Source organism: Acinetobacter kyonggiensis (assembly GCF_900107285.1).
In the GTDB taxonomy this organism is placed as follows: domain Bacteria; phylum Pseudomonadota; class Gammaproteobacteria; order Pseudomonadales; family Moraxellaceae; genus Acinetobacter; species Acinetobacter kyonggiensis.
The window spans coordinates 37,816-55,747 of sequence record NZ_FNPK01000010.1 but is presented as its reverse complement, the minus strand read 5'-3'; the positions used below and the strand labels follow the sequence as shown (position 1 = coordinate 55,747).

The 17,932-nt window shown below is 40.2% G+C and carries 16 protein-coding genes and 5 pseudogenes; 9 read left to right on the top strand and 12 right to left on the bottom strand.

Translation table 11 applies throughout. From position 1 onward, the window contains the following. Positions 1-8 precede the first annotated feature (8 nt). A pseudogene (locus BLV99_RS18045) lies at positions 9-240 on the top strand (IS3 family transposase); the annotation flags it as partial. Between the two features lie 56 nt (positions 241-296). Then, a pseudogene (locus tag BLV99_RS18480) lies at positions 297-770 on the top strand (PPC domain-containing protein). Between the two features lie 406 nt (positions 771-1,176). Here the strand turns inward: BLV99_RS18480 and BLV99_RS09755 are convergent. Continuing rightward, positions 1,177-1,815: a glutathione S-transferase family protein gene (locus BLV99_RS09755; protein WP_005206931.1), complete on the bottom strand. Its 639-nt coding sequence runs from the start codon at positions 1,813-1,815 to the stop codon at positions 1,177-1,179. Positions 1,816-1,831: 16 nt separating this feature from the next. Further along, complete coding sequence (locus tag BLV99_RS09750; protein WP_092690104.1) at positions 1,832-2,851, bottom strand: NADP-dependent oxidoreductase; 1,020 nt, start codon at positions 2,849-2,851, stop codon at positions 1,832-1,834. 144 nt (positions 2,852-2,995) lie between these two features. On the opposite strand from BLV99_RS09750, the gene BLV99_RS09745 reads away from it, so the two are divergent. Together BLV99_RS09745 and BLV99_RS09740 are read left to right on the top strand one after the other, a co-directional pair. Beyond that, positions 2,996-3,601 (top strand): TetR/AcrR family transcriptional regulator, encoded by a 606-nt coding sequence (locus BLV99_RS09745; protein WP_092690102.1) that lies wholly within the window; start codon positions 2,996-2,998, stop codon positions 3,599-3,601. A gap of 107 nt (positions 3,602-3,708) precedes the next feature. Continuing rightward, positions 3,709-3,939, top strand: a complete 231-nt coding sequence (locus tag BLV99_RS09740; protein WP_092690100.1) for a hypothetical protein — start codon at positions 3,709-3,711, stop codon at positions 3,937-3,939. Positions 3,940-4,022: 83 nt separating this feature from the next. Here BLV99_RS09740 and BLV99_RS09735 read toward each other — a convergent pair whose 3' ends face one another. The 3 genes from BLV99_RS09735 to BLV99_RS09725 all read right to left on the bottom strand — a co-directional run bounded on the left by BLV99_RS09735 (position 4,023) and on the right by BLV99_RS09725 (position 7,279). Beyond that, positions 4,023-5,150, bottom strand: coding sequence for an alkene reductase (locus tag BLV99_RS09735; RefSeq protein WP_092690097.1), 1,128 nt, complete (start codon positions 5,148-5,150; stop codon positions 4,023-4,025). A gap of 203 nt (positions 5,151-5,353) precedes the next feature. Continuing rightward, positions 5,354-6,031, bottom strand: a complete 678-nt coding sequence (locus BLV99_RS09730) for a type 1 glutamine amidotransferase domain-containing protein (RefSeq protein WP_092690095.1) — start codon at positions 6,029-6,031, stop codon at positions 5,354-5,356. A 90-nt stretch (positions 6,032-6,121) separates the two neighbouring features. After that, entirely contained in the window at positions 6,122-7,279 is a 1,158-nt protein-coding gene (locus tag BLV99_RS09725) for an iron-containing alcohol dehydrogenase (protein WP_092690092.1), read from the bottom strand. 183 nt (positions 7,280-7,462) lie between these two features. Between BLV99_RS09725 and BLV99_RS09720 the strand changes: the two are divergent. Continuing rightward, positions 7,463-7,747 (top strand): annotated as a pseudogene (locus BLV99_RS09720) (IS3 family transposase); the annotation flags it as partial. 267 nt (positions 7,748-8,014) lie between these two features. Here the strand turns inward: BLV99_RS09720 and BLV99_RS09715 are convergent. The 6 genes and pseudogenes from BLV99_RS09715 to BLV99_RS09690 form a co-directional block, all read right to left on the bottom strand. Continuing rightward, entirely contained in the window at positions 8,015-8,329 is a 315-nt protein-coding gene (locus BLV99_RS09715; protein ID WP_004812141.1) for a putative quinol monooxygenase, read from the bottom strand. A 336-nt stretch (positions 8,330-8,665) separates the two neighbouring features. After that, positions 8,666-9,496: an S-formylglutathione hydrolase gene (fghA, locus tag BLV99_RS09710; protein WP_092690090.1), complete on the bottom strand. Its 831-nt coding sequence runs from the start codon at positions 9,494-9,496 to the stop codon at positions 8,666-8,668. Between the two features lie 228 nt (positions 9,497-9,724). Next, positions 9,725-10,837 (bottom strand): S-(hydroxymethyl)glutathione dehydrogenase/class III alcohol dehydrogenase, encoded by a 1,113-nt coding sequence (locus tag BLV99_RS09705; RefSeq protein ID WP_000842149.1) that lies wholly within the window; start codon positions 10,835-10,837, stop codon positions 9,725-9,727. 21 nt (positions 10,838-10,858) lie between these two features. Continuing rightward, the gene (locus BLV99_RS09700) at positions 10,859-11,134 is read right to left on the bottom strand and encodes a metal/formaldehyde-sensitive transcriptional repressor (protein WP_001133624.1); all 276 of its coding nucleotides are present in this window, start codon (positions 11,132-11,134) and stop codon (positions 10,859-10,861) included. A 266-nt stretch (positions 11,135-11,400) separates the two neighbouring features. After that, a pseudogene (locus BLV99_RS18710) lies at positions 11,401-11,551 on the bottom strand (RNA-guided endonuclease InsQ/TnpB family protein); the annotation flags it as partial. Positions 11,552-11,565: 14 nt separating this feature from the next. Further along, positions 11,566-11,787: pseudogene (locus tag BLV99_RS09690) on the bottom strand (IS1 family transposase); the annotation flags it as partial. Between the two features lie 228 nt (positions 11,788-12,015). On the opposite strand from BLV99_RS09690, the gene BLV99_RS09685 reads away from it, so the two are divergent. The 3 genes from BLV99_RS09685 to BLV99_RS09675 all read left to right on the top strand — a co-directional run bounded on the left by BLV99_RS09685 (position 12,016) and on the right by BLV99_RS09675 (position 16,107). Further along, the gene (locus tag BLV99_RS09685; protein ID WP_092690087.1) at positions 12,016-13,827 is read left to right on the top strand and encodes a monovalent cation:proton antiporter-2 (CPA2) family protein; all 1,812 of its coding nucleotides are present in this window, start codon (positions 12,016-12,018) and stop codon (positions 13,825-13,827) included. 278 nt (positions 13,828-14,105) lie between these two features. Then, positions 14,106-15,101, top strand: a complete 996-nt coding sequence (locus BLV99_RS09680; protein WP_092690085.1) for a zinc-dependent alcohol dehydrogenase family protein — start codon at positions 14,106-14,108, stop codon at positions 15,099-15,101. After that, positions 15,091-16,107, top strand: a complete 1,017-nt coding sequence (locus BLV99_RS09675; RefSeq protein WP_092690083.1) for a zinc-dependent alcohol dehydrogenase family protein — start codon at positions 15,091-15,093, stop codon at positions 16,105-16,107. Before BLV99_RS09680 ends, BLV99_RS09675 begins: the two co-directional genes overlap by 11 nt. A 49-nt stretch (positions 16,108-16,156) precedes the next feature. Here BLV99_RS09675 and BLV99_RS09670 read toward each other — a convergent pair whose 3' ends face one another. Next, on the bottom strand, positions 16,157-17,056 hold the full coding sequence (locus BLV99_RS09670) for a LysR family transcriptional regulator (RefSeq protein WP_092690080.1): 900 nt from the start codon (positions 17,054-17,056) through the stop codon (positions 16,157-16,159). A 135-nt stretch (positions 17,057-17,191) separates the two neighbouring features. Between BLV99_RS09670 and BLV99_RS09665 the strand changes: the two genes are divergently transcribed. Continuing rightward, positions 17,192-17,932, top strand: coding sequence for an SDR family oxidoreductase (locus BLV99_RS09665; RefSeq protein ID WP_092690078.1), 741 nt, complete (start codon positions 17,192-17,194; stop codon positions 17,930-17,932).

The window sequence follows — 17,932 nt, the reverse complement described above, 5'->3', positions numbered from 1 at the left end:
CCAAGTTTTATCATAATGCAGTGACTGAAAGCTTCTTTCATACGTTAAAAGGTCACGTGGTACATGGGAGCGTTTTTTCGACTCGAAAAGAAGTGAATGCTGTCTGTTTGACTATATTTCGATTTATTATAATCGGGTCAGAAGACATTCTGCAAACGGCTGGTTAAGCCCAGAAGAGAAGCCTTTGAATAGAAATATTTCAAAAATTTAGAGGTATCAGTTGTCCACGATACTGTCTAGGATCAACGGTTCATATGTTATTATATAGTGAGGTATACAATTATTAAGGTAACCTTATGAAAATAGCGAATACGAAATTACTAGTTGGTGCTTTTATGGCCCTAACTTTAACTATGCTTAGCCCTGCCGTACTTGCAAATGATAACAATGATATACGAAAGACTGTTGTAGTTAAGTTTGCTAAAAAAGCTGACTCTGCAAATTATTACGGAAGGCTAGATGGATACAAGTATGATTCCTACAAATTTTATGCTAAAAAAGGGCAAAAGTTAAAAGTTAAAAGTTAAAAGTTAAAAGTTAAAAGTTAAAAGTTAAAAGTTAAGTTGACTGGAGGAAATGTTGAAACTTACTTATGGGGTAATCAATTAAAAGACTCCATCAATCTTGGAGAATATTCTCCAGAGCTTGATGATAATGGTATTTATATTTTACCTGCTTCAGGTGAGTATGAAATTAGAGTATTTCAACCTAGATCACAGGCAAGAAAAGATAAAAAACCTCAATACTGGATGAGTATTAACATTAAATAAAGACTTGCTAGATTCGTTTAAACTTTTATACAAGGGTTCAACTATTGCCAGTTAAACTGGGGCGTGATTTTTACGTATATGTGTTTATGTTAGTAAAATGATGTAGTTTACTTGTTTAATACCCCGAGGAATAATTTAATCTTGCTGTGCGTTAGTCACGTTTCTTTCAAAAGTTGATTATATCTTTCAACGTAACCGTCGTGATATTCAAGCTCTTTTGATAGGAATTTACAGTGGAAGAACAGGCGCAACTTGTCTTAAATAATGGTAATTCCTTATCTTTAAAATAGAGAACGCCCGATGAAATTCATTAGGCGTTTACTTAAATATGTGTCAGCTTATTTTATAACTAGCTGTACTTGACAATCAAGATTCTTTTTCTCAATTGCCTTAAAAAACAATCTTGCTATTTTTGACTTTTCACACCATTTTGTTCAATTTGTACTGCGGCTTGCCAGCTAGGTAGTTGGCTTAAACCTGCTACATAACGTTGGATATGCGGATAATTTTCACCTTGTCCCATATGATAAACTAAAGCATGTAGTCCAAAGCCCATCATAAAGTCAGCACCGGTTAAACGGTCTGCCACTAGAAACTCTTTATCTTTTAAATATTCATTTAAATAGCTAAATACTTTATCGAACTCAACTTGGGTATAATTTTCTAGAAATACCAACTTCGTACCCTGCTTGGTTTCAATCGCATTAAACGTTTTTAATAAAAATGGCAGCATGGCAGAGCTTTCTGAGAAATGAATCCACTGTAGATAATCGACATAGGTAGGTTCATCCATATCTGGTCCTAAATGCGGCGCAAGTTTCTGAATTAATAACTCAACGATTGCGCCTGACTCTGCAATAACTTTACCATCCCATTCCAATACTGGAGATTTCCCTAAAGGATGGATGGTTTTTAAAGAGTCAGGGGCCAAATGCGTGTTTGAGTCACGATAATAGCGTTTCAGCTCATAAGGCTGCTTGATTTCTTCAAGTAACCACAAAATGCGAAAAGAACGTGATTGATCTAAATGATGTAGTGTAATCATGATAATTCCTATTTTTTTAAATTTTTACAACGACTTTGCCAAAGTTTTCGCCTTTCAACATACCATTGAAAGCATTGATCGTGTTATCTAAACCTTGCACCATATGCTCTTTATATTTGATTTTTCCGTCTTTCAACCATTCAGACATTTGCTGATAGAATTCCGGATACTGACTGCCATAATCATCAAAAATAATAAAGCCTTGCATGCGAATACGCTTTTTTAAAAGGGTGGAAATAAAGCCCGGTAAACGGTCTGGCCCTTGTGCTTGCTCGGTAGCGTTATAATGGGAAACCACACCACACACCGGTACACGTGCCGCAGAGTTAAGCAATGGCCATACAGCATCAAACACTTTACCCCCCACATTCTCATAATAAATATCAATACCGTTGGGAGCTGCTTGTTGTAATTGTTCTGCAAAATTTTCATCATGATGATTGATACAAGCATCGAAGCCGAGCTCTTCTACTGCATAACGACATTTTTCAGCCCCACCTGCGACGCCAACCACGCGACAACCTTTAAGTTTGCCAATCTGTCCAACCGTAGCACCAACAGGTCCCGCTGCAGCTGCAACGACTAAAGTTTCACCGGCTTTAGGCTGACCAATGTCCAACAACCCCATATAAGCAGTAAATCCTGGCATTCCCAAAATACCCAATGCCCAAGATGGATGTTCAGGTTGCATACCTAAGCTTTGACAGGCAGACCCATTAGAAATTGCGTAGCCCTGCCAGCCATTTCCGGAAAGAACCCACTCGCCTTCTTTGAATTTTGGGTTTTTAGAGGCCACTACTTGACTGACTGTTCCACCGACCATCACTTCGCCAATTTCAACCGGTGCTGCATATGAAGGAGCATCACTCATGCGACCACGCATATAAGGATCGAGTGACAAGTAAATGGTTTTTAACAATATCTCGCCTTGTTTAAGTTCATTGAGCTCAACTTGTTCAATACGAAAATCGCTGTGTTTTGGCTCACCCACTGGCCGTTTAGCTAAAACGATGCGTTGATTAATAACTGTTTTCACACATATAACTCCATGTTTTATTTAGAAGTATTTCTCTTCACAATCAAAAATTATGATTAAAATTTCTTTACATCCATTGTAGATGAGTTATAATAAAAAACAATACGACTGGTCTATTTTTTTACAATAGAGTAAATAATTAATATGAAGCCTACTCCTATTAAAAAGTCTGAAGCGAAGCGCTTACACATTCTTAACACCAGTTCAGACCTGATTTTGCATAAAGGTTTTACTGGCGTAGGATTACAGGAAATTTTACAGAGCTGTGAGATCCCCAAAGGCTCGTTTTATCATTATTTCCAATCCAAGGAAGCTTTCGGCTGTGAATTGGTACAGCATTATGTGGATAATTACCAAGTCCGTTTAAATGATGTATGGCGTAGCGATAAATCCCCTTATCAAAAGCTGATTGAGTATTTTAATTTATGGATAGAAGATCCTGAAACACAGTGTGGTTGGGCGGATAGCTGTTTAATTGTGAAACTTGCCGCAGAAGTTGCCGATCTATCTGAAGATATGCGCTCCATTATGTCCGCTGGCGTGGATGATGTAATCCAACGTATTGCTGGTTTAATCGATTTGGGAAAACAGGATCAGTCTATTCAAGCAAATACTGAGGCCTCGACGTTGGCACAAGTACTTTACCAAATGTGGTTAGGTGCAGCATTACTGAGTAAGTTGCAAAAAGATAAAACACCATTACATCAAGCTCTGAGAGCAACTAAATTTCTATTAAAAAGTGAAGATTGATAAAATTTAGATTAAATATCAATTACATAATTAATGACAGCAGCCCAATGATTAGTTATTAATGTGTTGCTATTAGATTAATTTACAATCCATGAGTATAGCGCACAATGAATTCTTCTCCTAAAGCCCTCATGACTCGTATTTTAGTCGGATATTTAGGCTTATATCCCACACTATTACTGGTACTCACTTTATTAAAGCCAATTACTCAGCATCAAAGTTTCCCGATGATGGTGTTGATTGAAGTCATAGTATTAGTGCCAGTAACGCAACTGATTTCTTTCCCACTGGCAGGTTGGCTCATTACACAGCTAAAAAATTTTAAGAATTTGTTTTAATAAGAATTTATGCTGGCAACAGCAATCCTAAGTCCTTATTTTGCCAACCACAAAGGTTGGCAAAATAACTCACTTAGTCAATATTAATCTGCGTAAGCTGGATAATCAATATAGCCTTTTTCCGTCCCACCATACATAGTGCTTGCATCTACTGCATTCAATGGCCAGCCATTGGCGATGCGATCGGGTAAATCTGGATTCGCAATAAATGGGCGTCCAAATGCAATTAAATCGGCCAGCCCTGCCTCTAAAATTCGAGTCCCTCTTTCTGCCGTATATCGACCTGCATATATAATCCGACCACTGAAAGTGTCTCTGACATCTCTACGAAAATCATGAGGAAGTTCTGGTGCATTGTCCCAATCAGCTTCTGCAATAGATAAATAGGCAATCCCAACTTCTTCAAGTATTTTTATGGCTTCAATATAAGTCACATGTGGATCATCTTCAACCAACCCCATGTAAACACGATCTTCCTCTGTACTTTCAAATAGCGGGGCAAAACGCACTCCTAAACGATCTGCACCAACCACCGCAGCAACTGCCTGTACTACTTCACGTAAAAAACGCAAACGATTGTTTAGTGATCCACCATATTCATCTTCACGATGGTTACTATGTGCAGAGATAAATTGATTTACCAAATAACCATTTGCACAATGAATTTCAACCCCATCAAAACCAGCAGCCAAGGCATTACGCGCTGCTTGAGCATAGAGTTGCACTAATTCTTTAACTTCTGCATTGCTTAAAGCACGTGGCATTGAAGGATCAGCCAAGGCCCCTGCATTGGGCCCGGTTTCAATAAAGACTTTAACATTACTATCAGCCCTAATAGCCGAGGGCGCGACCGGTGATGCATGATCGGGTTGCAAAGATGTATGTGAAACACGCCCAACATGCCAAAGTTGTGCAAAAATAATGCCTCCTTTAGCATGCACTGCTTCCGTCACTTTACGCCATCCAGCAATCTGTTCAGGGCTGTAAATACCGGGAGTCCAAGCATAGCCTTGACCACGTGGCTCGATTTGCGTACCTTCGGTGACCATAAATCCTGCCCCGGCACGCTGTTGATAATAGGTTGCCATCAGTTCATTTGGAATATTCCCTGGCTGAGTACTACGCGACCGCGTTAATGGTGGCAATACAATACGGTTTTGCAAAACATAAGGGCCTAAGCTTAAGTTTTGAAAAAGTTTGCTGTCTTTCATTTCATTGAATCCAAGTCATCATGACTTAATTGATCTAAATTAAAAAAAAATACCCTTCCTTCCTGTATATAGAAAAATAAAGGAAGGAAAGCTATTAACTCAGACCCTCCACCATTAAGTGAGGGTTATTTTGCTTATTGCGCCCGTTGCTCAGAGTCAAAAGTTATTCACTGCTAAGCACCACAACAGACACTAGCTACTCTTTATTTCAACAATTGAAGTAATGCTGTAGCGGTTGCAGCAGAAGAGGCTGGATTTTGTCCAGTAACCAGCAAGCCATCTACTTGAACATATACTTGCCAATCGTCCACTTTAGAATAATGACCACCGTTTTCTTTAAGTATGTCTTCGACTAAAAATGGTACAATTTCAGTCAAACCTACAGCGGCCTCCTCAGTATTGGTGAAACCAGTCACTAATTTACCGCTAACTAAAGGCGCTCCATTACTCGCTTTCACATGACGAAGAACACCCGGAGCATGACACACTGCTGCAACAGGTTTGCCAGACTGAATCGCCTGTTCAATCAGAGAAATTGAAATCGGATCTTCTGCTAAATCCCACAATGGGCCATGCCCGCCTGGATAAAACACTGCATCATAATCAGCTACAGAAATTTCGCTAAGTTTATGCGTCTGTGCCAATGCTTGCATTGCAGTTGGATCTGCTTCAAAACGATGAGTGGTTTCAGTTTGCGCATCGGCTAAATTACTTTTCGGATCTAGTGGTGGCTGCCCACCTTGAGGTGACGCCAGCGTAACTTCAGCACCAGAATCAATAAAGGTGTAATACGGTGCAGCAAGTTCTTCTAGCCAGAAACCTGTTTTCTTACCAGTATTGCCAAGTTGATCATGTGAGGTTAAAACGATTAAAATTTTCATGTTATTTCTCCGATAATTTTCAGGATTGAGGAGCATTGTTGCATGATCACTTGCCGTGTGGTGTGAGCATGTCAGATACGCGCATTTAGCTTAGATGCTCGTCGCGAGAATTTGGCGACTGATCTCTAATGAAACAGTTTTATGTTCGCCTAGCTGTGTCAGATTGTGTGATTTAAGTTGCGTAATGATGATCTCAATATCTGTCTCCCCCAGTCCATAATCGCTAAGACGAGTCGGCAATCCAAGTTGCTCAAAGAAGGCTCGAGTACGAGCAATAGCAGTATCAATACGTTGTTCTTCATCACCTTCGACAATCTGCCAGACTCGAGCTGCATACTGTAGTAATTTTTCTCGTTTCTCTTGACGACGCACTTGTAGATTGGCGGGCAACACAATGGCCAAGGTACGAGCATGATCAATACCATATAAAGCCGTGAGCTCATGTCCAATCAAATGGGTTGACCAATCTTGTGGTACACCAGCTCCAATTAGCCCATTCAGTGCCATGCTAGCAGCCCACATCAAATTCGCACGCGTGTCATAATCTGCTGAATCTTCCATGATTTTCGGTCCAATCTCAATCAGAGTTTGCAATAGACCTTCGGCAAAACGATCTTGTACTTGTGCATTGACAGGGTAAGTTAAGTACTGTTCCATGACATGAATAAATGCATCGACCACGCCATTTGCTAACTGGCGCGTCGGCAAGCTAAAAGTTTTATTCGGATCCAGTACGGAAAATTGCGGAAAAACATAGGGGCTGCTAAATGACAATTTGGCTTGGGTCGATTTTCTGGTGACTACCCCACCGCTATTCATTTCTGAACCAGTTGCCGGAAGGGTGAGTACACTCGCAAAAGGCAAAGCTTGAGTAATTTTAGTACCATGGGTTTCTAAAATCTCCCATGTATCCCCTGTATAATTGACTGCTGCTGCAATAAATTTAGTACCATCAATTACCGATCCACCACCGACAGCCATCAAGAAATCAATCTTTTGTTCACGAATCAGCTCTACAGCTTTCATGAGGGTTTCATAACTCGGATTCGGCTCAATTCCGCCAAATTCATGAATTTCTCTTGCACCTAATGCTTCACGCACCTCAGCTAAAGTACAATTCTTACGTGCACTTTCACCACCAAACAACATTAATACTTTTGCTTCTGTAGGCACATAGTCATTGATTTTAGCTATTGTATCGACACCAAAAATAATACGGGTCGGATTATAAAAGTTAAAATTCAGCATATTTTTATCCTAGGATGATCAGTTAATTGATTTGAAAAACCACCGTTATTCATCAAATAAACTTTAAAGAATTGGACAACACTGCGGCTTTTGCCTACACCATGTGGTGACTATACACAAAAATAGACCAGTCGTCTATTTTTATAAAAATTATCTCAGCTTGGAGACTTTAGTGATGGTTAAACAAATTCAGGCTTGTTCTATACCGCTTTTATTATTGATGTATTTTCACGAGCGATTGTTGGATGGGGGGTATCAACACGTATGACTACTGACATGGTCGTGAACGCATTAGCTAAAACAGTGAATGGCTCATGCAAAATAGCAATGATTAAATTTTTTAAAAGCAGATTGGCACGGTTTAGCAGATGTACAAATGCAACACTAAATTAGATATATTGGTTCAACAAAAAGCGTGTACACAGTGCACTGGGATATGTATCGCCTTTCGAGTTTGAAGCAATGTAATATGATAAGATTAACCCGTTAGGTCAGGTAGTCTAACTTAAATAAAAAAGTCTCCGACAAACCCGGTATGGTTCATAGATTGGTTCAATATAAAGCATGTACATAGGTTCATTCGTTTATTTACCCTGTTTTAAATATTGACCCATGTAAATGATGAGATTAAGCCATTAACTAAAGTAGCCCAACTTGAATAAAAAGCCTCTGACCAACCTCACAGGGTTGAAGTGCTGCCTTTCATTCAAAATTTCAGGCAGCACCCTCATACATTTAAGCGTCGGTATGGGCTGGTAGTTTACTAGCCAAAACATCTACTTTTTCAATAGATGGTGGCTCTGAAAATAGCTCATCGGCCTGAGCCATCAACGCAGCTGCAACCTTGCCAGATAAATGTGCTTGGCGACCCGCCTCATCAGGAAATGCATCAAAAATACCAAATGTTGTAGGTCCAAGACGTAGGCCAAACCACGCAACTGTCGCAGGTTCTTCCATTACAATAGGTAAACCGGCTTTAAGGAAAGCTTCCACTTCGTCTTCTTTACCCGGTTTAGCTTCAAGACGGACATATAAAGCTGTTTTAAGCATGACTAAAACTCCACAATTGATTAGAATTAAAACTGATTCTGACATTGCTAATGTATGCATGTCAGAAAGTTTTGTTGTATAAAAGTTAAAAAAAAAATTCCCATAGCTGAGCCAAAATCTGGGTTTTTATTTCGACATAATGCTATGAATTTATTCAAGTTAATATCATTAACATTTGAATCAAAAAATTAAAATATGAGATGATTAAATTCAATCTTAGTTATATAAGGATCAATTGACTCTACCTTAGATTTATAAGCTGACCTCTTCATCTGGAAATTATATTGCTCAAGAAGCATTCAAGAACAACTTTGTACATCCTCATATCTATGAAAGTTATTTAGCTAGGAATTTGCTGTGAAACTCTATATGTTTCTCTATAAAGCTCGCAATGAAGTAATAGCTATGGTCATACCCTTCTCTTAGGTTAAGTGTAAGAGGATATTCTTGTTCCAAACAAATATTACTAAGAAGCTTTGGCCTTAACTGTTCTTCAAGAAAATCATCAGCTGTTCCCTGATCGACTAAAATAGGTAAATGAACTTCAGCGTTTTTGATTAATTCAATCGCATCATAGCTTTTCCATAAAGTTTCGGTTTCACCTAGGTAGTGTGTAAAAGCCTTTTTCCCCCAAGGTACTTGGCTAGGCGCAACAATTGGTGCAAAAGCAGAAATACTTTTATACAGCTCAGGGTTTTTTAAACCAATGACTAATGCACCATGACCACCCATGCTATGCCCCATAATACTTTGGACTTGATTGGTCGGAAAATTCAGGTCAATCAGATTTCTGAGCTCTTCCACAATATAATCATACATTTTGAAATGCTGTGACCAGGGTGCTTGTGTTGCATTCACATAGAATCCTGCGCCTTGGCCTAAATCATAATCTGCATGATCTGGTACATCCTCTCCACGTGGGCTGGTATCTGGTGCAACAATAATGACTTTATGTTCAGCCGCATACTTTTGTGCTCCGGCTTTAGTAATAAAGTTCTGTTCGTTGCAAGTCAGTCCTGATAACCAATATAAAACTGGCAACCGCTCATCTTTGTCATGAGGTGGCAGATATATTGAGAATTTCATTGAACAGTTTAATGCTGTTGACTGATGGCGATACACTTCTTGCGATCCACCAAAAGAAGCATGTTTCTCAATTATTTCCATAATCAATTACCTATGTTGAGCAAGACTTCATGAGAAATCAAGTAAACAAAGAGTCTTACATTCTCCACAGAGAATAGTGATAAAGATTTAAAATGTAGGCAGGTTTATTGAACCTATACACGATGCCTACACAGATAGATCTGTTTTACAGATGATGTACCTTTTTAGAGGATTCCATGCATGTCAATCATGATTCACATGCATGGAAAAGTATAAGGTCTGACGCAATTATTCGTAATGAATTACAGTACGAATTGACTTACCTTCATGCATTAGATCAAAGGCTTCATTGATCTGATCCAAGCCCATCGTATGTGTCACAAATGGTTCTAATTGAATTTTACCTTTCATGGCATCTTCAACCATTCCTGGAAGTTGCGTACGACCTTTTACGCCACCAAAGGCAGAACCTAGCCATTTACGACCAGTAACCAGTTGGAATGGACGGGTAGAGATTTCCTGACCTGCGCCAGCTACACCAATAATTACGGATTGTCCCCAGCCACGGTGTGCACTTTCAAGGGCTGCACGCATCACATTCACGTTACCAATACACTCAAATGAATGATCTACACCCCAGCCAGTCATTTCGACAATGACTTGCTGGATTGGTTTATCGTAATCTTTAGGGTTCAAGAAGTCCGTTGCACCAAACTCTTTTGCCAGCGCAAATTTATCTGGATTCATGTCAACCACAATAATACGCCCTGCTTTAGCTTGACGTGCGGCTTGTACGACTGCCAAACCAATACCACCTAAACCAAAGACCGCAACACTATCACCTTCTTGTACTTTAGCCGTGTTGTGTACTGCACCGATACCCGTTGTTACCCCACAACCCAGTAAGCAGACATGTTCGTGATTGGCTTCAGGATTGATTTTAGCCAATGATACTTCTGCCACTACAGTGTATTCACTGAACGTTGAGCAGCCCATATAGTGGTAAATCGGTTGACCATTGTAGGAAAAACGAGTGGTACCATCTGGCATTACGCCTCTACCTTGAGTTTCGCGAACGGAAATACACAAGTTCGATTTTCCAGATTTACAGAATACGCACTCGCCACATTCAGCAGTGTAAAGTGGAATAACATGATCACCTGGTTTGACGCTAGTCACGCCTTCACCAACCTCAACTACAACACCAGCACCTTCATGCCCGAGAATAGCGGGAAAAACACCTTCAGGATCATCGCCAGATAAAGTAAATGCGTCTGTATGACACACACCGGTATGGGAGATCTTAATTAATACTTCACCTTTCTTCGGTGGTGCAACATCAACTTCAACAATTTGAAGAGGTTGACCAGGACCAAACGCAACAGCAGCACGTGACTTCATGGAATAATTCCTTATACAGATCTATTTTAAATATGATTTTAGAATCTTGGCGATTTCAGCCAATTCTTCTTTTCGTTGTTGTTCTGTGGTTTCACCTGATACTAAAGTGTCCTTTAAATGAACCTCCAACATTTCATTCATTAAACCATTAATAGCACCACGCACAGAGCATATTTGTTGCAGAATTGCACCACATTCCACATTGTCTTCTAACGCTTTTTCAATCGCTTGCGTCTGACCTTTGATCTTTCTGACGCGTAGAAGAATCTTTTTTTTGTCTTCAACCTGATTAGGCATCAGACCTCCTTATTTGCCAGTATTTATACTATAGTACCCCATAGTATAAAAAAAGCAATATTTTTTATAAACCTTAAAAATTTAGGTAGTGTTTCAAAAAGTATGCTGAGATTAAATGAAGTCACTATTAGCTCTGCAACTGGATGCTATAATTAACTTTCCGAATCTTTACAACAACTTATAAAATTAAATTTCTAACATACCCCCCCACTTTCGACTAACTCTTTACGAAACATGTTTCTCAGGGATTTTAAAAGCAAAAGCTCTTAGGCGACTTCCTCACGGATTTAGGCATGCTTTCTGCTTCACAGAGCGACCTTTACCGCATCTTTCCTCCACAGACAAAGTGGTATGTCCTACCGCTAGAATATTGCGAGAAGCATTAATATCCGTATTCTTACTAAAGCCACACTCAATACTGAACTAACACATCTAATCCGATGCCTTATTTTGCAATTATTTCCCTCAATACCTATAGTGAAAAACTTACCAATACTTTGCTGACAGTCTTTAAATGCAGTGATAAAACTATCCCATTGATTACTTGAAATTCGGGTATAGTGAATACTTAATTGTTTCAACTTTTCCTTCAGTCGTTGGACTATAGTTATATCTCTTTTACCACAAACATAAGTAACAATTTCTCCTGTTTTTTCAGCACACATCACTTTTCAAAGTAGCATAAATTTCGTATCTTTCATCTTGATAAAGTTGGGGGGCATTTCTTGATTGTGTGCTTTCCAATTGAGCGTTGAAAAGTCTAATGATTCTACAAATACACCTAACTTTTTCAACTAACTACAAACGTGTTGCACTTGTGTTTTGAATCTATTTTCTATACTTGAAATGTCAACAGACCCCATACAAAATCTGAGAAATATATGAGTGCAGAAGCCACATCTATCAGCCTTCTATCCCCTGTCATACTGCTCACAGCGGCAGTGATTTCAGTCCCCTTAATCAAGCGCCTAGGATTAAGCTCGGTATTGGGATATTTAATTGCAGGATTAATTATTGGTCCATTTGGACTAGCGTTTTTCTACGATTCTGCGTCTATTCTGCATATTGCTGAGCTTGGTATTGTGATGTATCTGTTTGTGATTGGACTAGAAATGCGTCCATCGTATTTATGGAGTTTAAGAAAAGAAATTTTTGGATTAGGCGCATTACAGATTAGTGCCTGTTCATTGGGGTTAACGGCGGTAGGCTTGGTCTATGGCTATTCTTGGCAAGTGAGTTTTGTATGTGCTGCAGGCTTTGTACTCACCTCGACTGCAATTGTTATGCAACTTTTGGGAGATCGTGGAGACATTGCTCAACCACGAGGACAAAAAATTATCTCGATCCTGCTGTTTGAAGATTTATTGATTGTCCCTTTATTGGCAATTGTCGCTTTTATCGCACCGAATCATGTTGTTGAAAGTACTTCTACGCGTTTGCAGAGCATCGGAATTGGTTTAATTTCAATTGCAGGTTTAATCGCTGCAGGCTATTGGTTGCTTAATCCTTTATTTCGCTTATTAGCCGTAGCCAAAGCCCGTGAAGTCATGACTGCAGCAGCACTCTTAGTGGTACTCGGCGCAGCATTACTGATGCAAGTCAGTGGCTTATCGATGGCAATGGGGGCATTCCTTGCAGGGGTATTACTCTCCGAATCCACTTTTCGCCATCAGATTGAAGCAGATATTGAACCGTTTCGTGGCATATTGCTCGGATTATTTTTTCTAGGTGTAGGCATGTCACTAGACCTTAACGTCGTAAAAAATAACTGGGTGTTAATCTTAAGTGCTGTACTTCTGCTGATGTTTGTCAAAGCATCCATAATTTATCTGACTGCACGCATGACCAAAAGTTCACACTCTGAAGCTCTCGATCGCGCATTACTAATGGCTCAAGGGGGGGAGTTTGCTTTTGTACTCTTTGCTGCCGCCATGAGTGCTCAAATCATTAGTGCTGTTGAAAGCTCAAACCTGACTGCGATTGTAGTTTTGTCGATGATTTTGACCCCGATTATAGGCATTCTATTTAAACGTTTTACCCAAACTACAGAACAAACTTCTTTAGAAAATATCCGTATTGCCGAAGGACTTTCTGGAAAAGTATTGATGATTGGTTTCGGTCGTTTTGGACAAGTCTCCAGTCAATTACTGCTTGCTCGAGGCATTGATGTGACCATCATTGATAATGATATCGACATGATTCAAAACGCTGAAAGATTTGGATTTAAAATTTACTATGGCGATGGTTCTCGTTTAGATATTTTACATGCCTCGGGAGCAGATACGGCTGAAGCAATTGTTGTTTGCGTAGACCACAAAGAAACGACGAATAAGATTGTAGAGTTGGTGCAACATGAATTTCCTTTAACCAAGTTACTGGTTCGCTCTTATGACCGTGAGCATGCGCTGCATTTAGCAAAACAAAATGTGGATTATATGATTCGAGAAACCTTCGAGTCGGCAATGCTATTTGGCGGTGCGATTTTAGAAGAATTGGGTGTTGACCAGAGTGATGTTGAAGAAATTAGCCAAGAAATCCGAGAACGAGACAAAGAACGTTTTGAAACCGAAGTTGCAGCAGATGATGTCTATGCGGGTATCGGCTTGCAATACACAGGACCGCGTCCGACTGCACCTTTAATTACACCAAAGCACACAGGACAAATTCTGAATGAAGATGACACTCAACCTTGACTACTCCACCGGCAATATTCCCCCCGATTAATGAAAGCTCGGTTATATAAAGACCAATTGGTTGTACGATAAATTTTAGGTGCAGGATGATTCATTTGAAAATTATATTGTGGAATAAGCCTTAGAAATAGTTTTGTGCAACAAAGCCTATCTTTAGTGAGCGGATGATATTTATTATTCATTATTTAGGAATTATTAAATCCTATAAATATCATTTATTGGATTAATTTATTTTGGTACTGTGCATATCATCCCCCAGTTAAGAATAAGGAACAACTATGAATAAGATGATGAATGCGCTTATCCTAGAAAATTTTGGTGATCATGAATTTAAACGTGTAGAACTCCCTATACCTCAACCAGAGGCTGGGCAAGTTCTAGTACGTATTCATGCCAGTGGTGTAAACCCTATTGATTATAAAATTCGTCTTGGTGAAGCACCATATGCTATGCCAGAACTTCCTGCCGTGTTGGGAACGGATATGGCTGGGGTTGTAACTGCTGTTGGTGAAGGTGTCACCCACTTCAACGTCGGAGATGAAGTTTACGGTCTGATAGGTGGCGTTCGTGGTCTTCAAGGATCTTTAGCAGAATATGTTGTAGCAGATGCTGATCTGATCGCATTAAAGCCACGGAATATCTCTATGCGCGAGGCAGCAGTACTACCATTGACGTTCCTCACCGCTTGGGAAGGTTTAGTGGATAATGCGAAGGTCCAACCAGGGCAAACTGTACTGGTTCAAGGTGGTGCTGGTGGCGTTGGTTATATGGTGGTTCAGCTTGCAAAAGCACTTGATGCAAATGTTTGGGCGACTGGTCGTACAGCTGATCAATCACTGATTTCAGAACTCGGTGCAACACCTCTCGATTACACAACAGCATCTTCCGATGACATTATTGCTGCAAGCCCTGAGGGTCAAGGTTTTAACATTGTTTACGACACTGTGGGTGGTCCAGTACTCGAAGCTTCACTTTCCATGACGACTCACTATGGCCACATCACCAGCTGTGCTGCATTTGGCAATCATAATTTAGCGAATTCATCTCTACGGTGTGCCACACTGTCTGGCGTATTCGTCCTAATGCCGACGTTAACAGGCAATCGCCGTTCTCATCATGGTGATGTCCTTAAGACCGCGACTCGTCTCGTTGAGGAAGGTAAACTGCGTGCTATTGTTGATCCTCGTCATTTTACTCTAGACCAAGCGATTGAGGCTCATGATGCTGTTCAAGATCGCTCTGCCAATATTAAGGTAGTTATCGATGTCATTTAACGCACTTCAGGCCAAGACTTGGCGCTTCAATTGTATTGGAGATACAGATGTTCTGACATTAGAAACACTTCCTGTTGCTTTACCAGCCGCAGGAGAAGTTCTAATACAGATGAAAACGATCGGACTCAACCGGGCTGATGTAATGTTTCGGCGTGGTACTTATATTCAAAAGGCAGTATTCCCTTCTCGTCTGGGATATGAGGGAGCAGGCATAGTTCTTGCGATAGGTGAAGGTGTACGCCAATTTTCTCCAGGAGATGCAGTATCGATTCTTCCGACTGACAATCTAGCCAAATATGGGACATATGCGGACAAGCTTCTGATTCCAGAAACTTTTTTAGTTCACAAACCCGATAGTTTAAGCTGGGAAGAAGCTTCTTCAATCTGGATGCAGTATTTAACGGCTTGGGGTGGTGTAATCCATGCTGGTGGAGTTTCGAAAGGAAAAACGATCTTGATCACAGCAGCTTCAAGTAGCGTAGGACTAGCTGCGATACAGATAGCTGAAGCAACGGGTGCTAAGGTCATTGCAAGTACACAGACGATAGAGAAAAAGCAACGTTTACTGGATCTCGGTGTTAAAAATGTTATAGCCAGTGAAGATGAACCAGATTTGTATGAGGCGCTTGTTTTACGTTTAGGTGGAGAACATCTTGATGTCGCCTTCGATGCTGTAGGAGGGCCACATATTGAACAGATTGCAAAAGTGATGTCTGTGGGAGGAACTATGGTTATGCATGGTGCACTTAGCCCTGAGATCACACCATTTCCCCTTAAAGTTGCATTACGCAAGAGCTTAACCATGCGAGGTTTTTTGTTCCTTGAGGTTCTCCATGACCCTGTTCTAAGGGAGCAAGCCAGACGATTTATTCTTAGCAGTATAGGTGCAGGATATCTTCGTCCAGTGATCGACTGTTGCTTTAACTTTGAGGACATGCATGACGCTCAGCGCTATCTTGAATCAAATCAGCAAATAGGAAAAATTGTAGTTACTCTAAATACATGATGGTCTTATCTGATTTCTACTTTCTAGAAAAAAGTTAGTTCCATCTGATTCAGGTTTCTATATGGCCCAGCACTTCCGCTAAGTAATCAAACAATGCTCGGATTCGCAAAGGTGTCGGGCCCCGCTGTGGACGATATAAATACAGGCGCCAAACGGGAGAGGTTTCCTCATGAAGTATCTGAATGAGCTTACCACTCCTAAGCCATGGCAAAACTAGAAATCCAGGCATGTGTCCGAATCCAACTCCAGCGAGAATAGCTTGAAATTCAGCTTCTAGATCATCTGTAATAAAATGGGGCTTTGATGGCGTAAAGCTTCGACTTTCGGTGAATGTCCATGGCCAGTAACGCCCTGTTTTATGATCGAATAGTGCTGTTAGAGGGTATTTATCAAGGTCAATAATTTTTTTGGGCATTCCAACCTTATCAATTAACTCTGGCGTACCCACAGAATAAAAGTTCACTTTAGCCAATTCCCTTGCCACATATCGATTGTCCGGCAAAAATCCAAATCTGATCCCGATATCTATTCGCTCATCGATCACATCCGAGTGTGAATCTGTTAGCACACAATCCACGACAATATCTGGATAACGTGTGGCAAATTCTGCTAGTGCAGGTACTACCAATTTACGCCCTAACACAGACGACACAGTAAGACGGACGGTCCCACGCATTTCATCTCGTTTTTCCTTGGTGTCTTTTACAAGCAGAGCATCAATCGATCCCACCGCAAAACGTGCTTGCTTTGCCAGACGCTCACCATCAGCGGTAATTTTAATTTGTCGAGTACTCCTATAGAACAGAATCTCTCCGCGCTGCTCTTCTAGCTCTTTTATTGCCCGTGTCACTACCTGTGGGGAAATACCCAGCTGAGTTGCTGCCTCTTTAAAATTTCGAGACTCTGCTGCGACACAAAAGATACGTATCATTTCCAATTTGTTCTGCATATCCAATCCTGTGTTATGGTAATTATTCCGTAAATAGGAATTCTGAAAGATAATATTATTCATTTATTATACCTAACAAGGCTGTAATACTTAATCCATCAAATATGATTGACAGATAGGTTGAAGGTTACTTGTATGAATAATATAGAAAATAAAGTTATTGTTATCACAGGTGCAAGTAGTGGTTTAGGTGAAGCTACTGCTCGCTTACTTGCTAAAAAAGGTGCAAAGGTTGTACTTGGTGCTAGACGTACTGAAAAATTAGAGGCTATTGTTCACGACATTCGTGCTGAAGGTGGTCAAGCTGAATTTATTGGTATGGATATAACCAAACCACATGAAGTACAAGCACTTATTGAAAAGGCATTAAGCACATTTGATCAAATCGATGTATTGGTAAACAATGCTGGATTAATGTCTATTGCACCATTAAGTGAGCTAAAAGTTGATGAATGGGATCGTATGATCGACATTAATATTAAAGGTGTTCTTTATGGTATAGCAGCTACACTGCCTGTTTTCCAAAAACAAAACTTTGGACACTTTATTAATCTCGCATCTGTTGCAGGGTTAAAAGTATTTAGTCCAGGAGGTACTGTTTATAGCGGTACTAAGTTTGCTGTAAGAGCCATCTCTGAAGGCCTTCGTCATGAAGTTGGGGGAACAATTAGAACGACTACTATTGAGCCTGGTGCAATTGAGTCAGAACTAAAATTTGGTTCTTCTCATAAAGAAAGTTCAGAGTTTGTTACTGATTTCTACAAACAAGCCATACCAGCTGACTCAGTCGCTCGAGCAATTGCTTATGCAATTGAACAGCCTGCGGATGTAGATATTAATGAAATTGTTTTGCGCCCAACGAGCCAAGAGTTTTAA

Excerpts from the sequence above, each read along its gene's own strand:
- BLV99_RS09735 (WP_092690097.1), bottom strand. The coding sequence starts at position 5,150 with ATGAAAGACAGCAAACTTTTTCAAAACTTAAGCTTAGGCCCTTATGTT.
- BLV99_RS09740 (WP_092690100.1), top strand. The coding sequence starts at position 3,709 with ATGAATTCTTCTCCTAAAGCCCTCATGACTCGTATTTTAGTCGGATAT.
- BLV99_RS09715 (WP_004812141.1), bottom strand. The coding sequence starts at position 8,329 with ATGCTTAAAACAGCTTTATATGTCCGTCTTGAAGCTAAACCGGGTAAA.
- BLV99_RS09700 (WP_001133624.1), bottom strand. The coding sequence starts at position 11,134 with ATGCCTAATCAGGTTGAAGACAAAAAAAAGATTCTTCTACGCGTCAGA.
- BLV99_RS09755 (WP_005206931.1), bottom strand. The coding sequence starts at position 1,815 with ATGATTACACTACATCATTTAGATCAATCACGTTCTTTTCGCATTTTG.
- BLV99_RS09730 (WP_092690095.1), bottom strand. The coding sequence starts at position 6,031 with ATGAAAATTTTAATCGTTTTAACCTCACATGATCAACTTGGCAATACT.
- BLV99_RS09675 (WP_092690083.1), top strand. The coding sequence starts at position 15,091 with ATGTCATTTAACGCACTTCAGGCCAAGACTTGGCGCTTCAATTGTATT.
- BLV99_RS09745 (WP_092690102.1), top strand. The coding sequence starts at position 2,996 with ATGAAGCCTACTCCTATTAAAAAGTCTGAAGCGAAGCGCTTACACATT.
- BLV99_RS09725 (WP_092690092.1), bottom strand. The coding sequence starts at position 7,279 with ATGCTGAATTTTAACTTTTATAATCCGACCCGTATTATTTTTGGTGTC.
- BLV99_RS09680 (WP_092690085.1), top strand. The coding sequence starts at position 14,106 with ATGAATAAGATGATGAATGCGCTTATCCTAGAAAATTTTGGTGATCAT.
- fghA (WP_092690090.1), bottom strand. The coding sequence starts at position 9,496 with ATGGAAATAATTGAGAAACATGCTTCTTTTGGTGGATCGCAAGAAGTG.
- BLV99_RS09685 (WP_092690087.1), top strand. The coding sequence starts at position 12,016 with ATGAGTGCAGAAGCCACATCTATCAGCCTTCTATCCCCTGTCATACTG.
- BLV99_RS09665 (WP_092690078.1), top strand. The coding sequence starts at position 17,192 with ATGAATAATATAGAAAATAAAGTTATTGTTATCACAGGTGCAAGTAGT.
- BLV99_RS09670 (WP_092690080.1), bottom strand. The coding sequence starts at position 17,056 with ATGCAGAACAAATTGGAAATGATACGTATCTTTTGTGTCGCAGCAGAG.
- BLV99_RS09705 (WP_000842149.1), bottom strand. The coding sequence starts at position 10,837 with ATGAAGTCACGTGCTGCTGTTGCGTTTGGTCCTGGTCAACCTCTTCAA.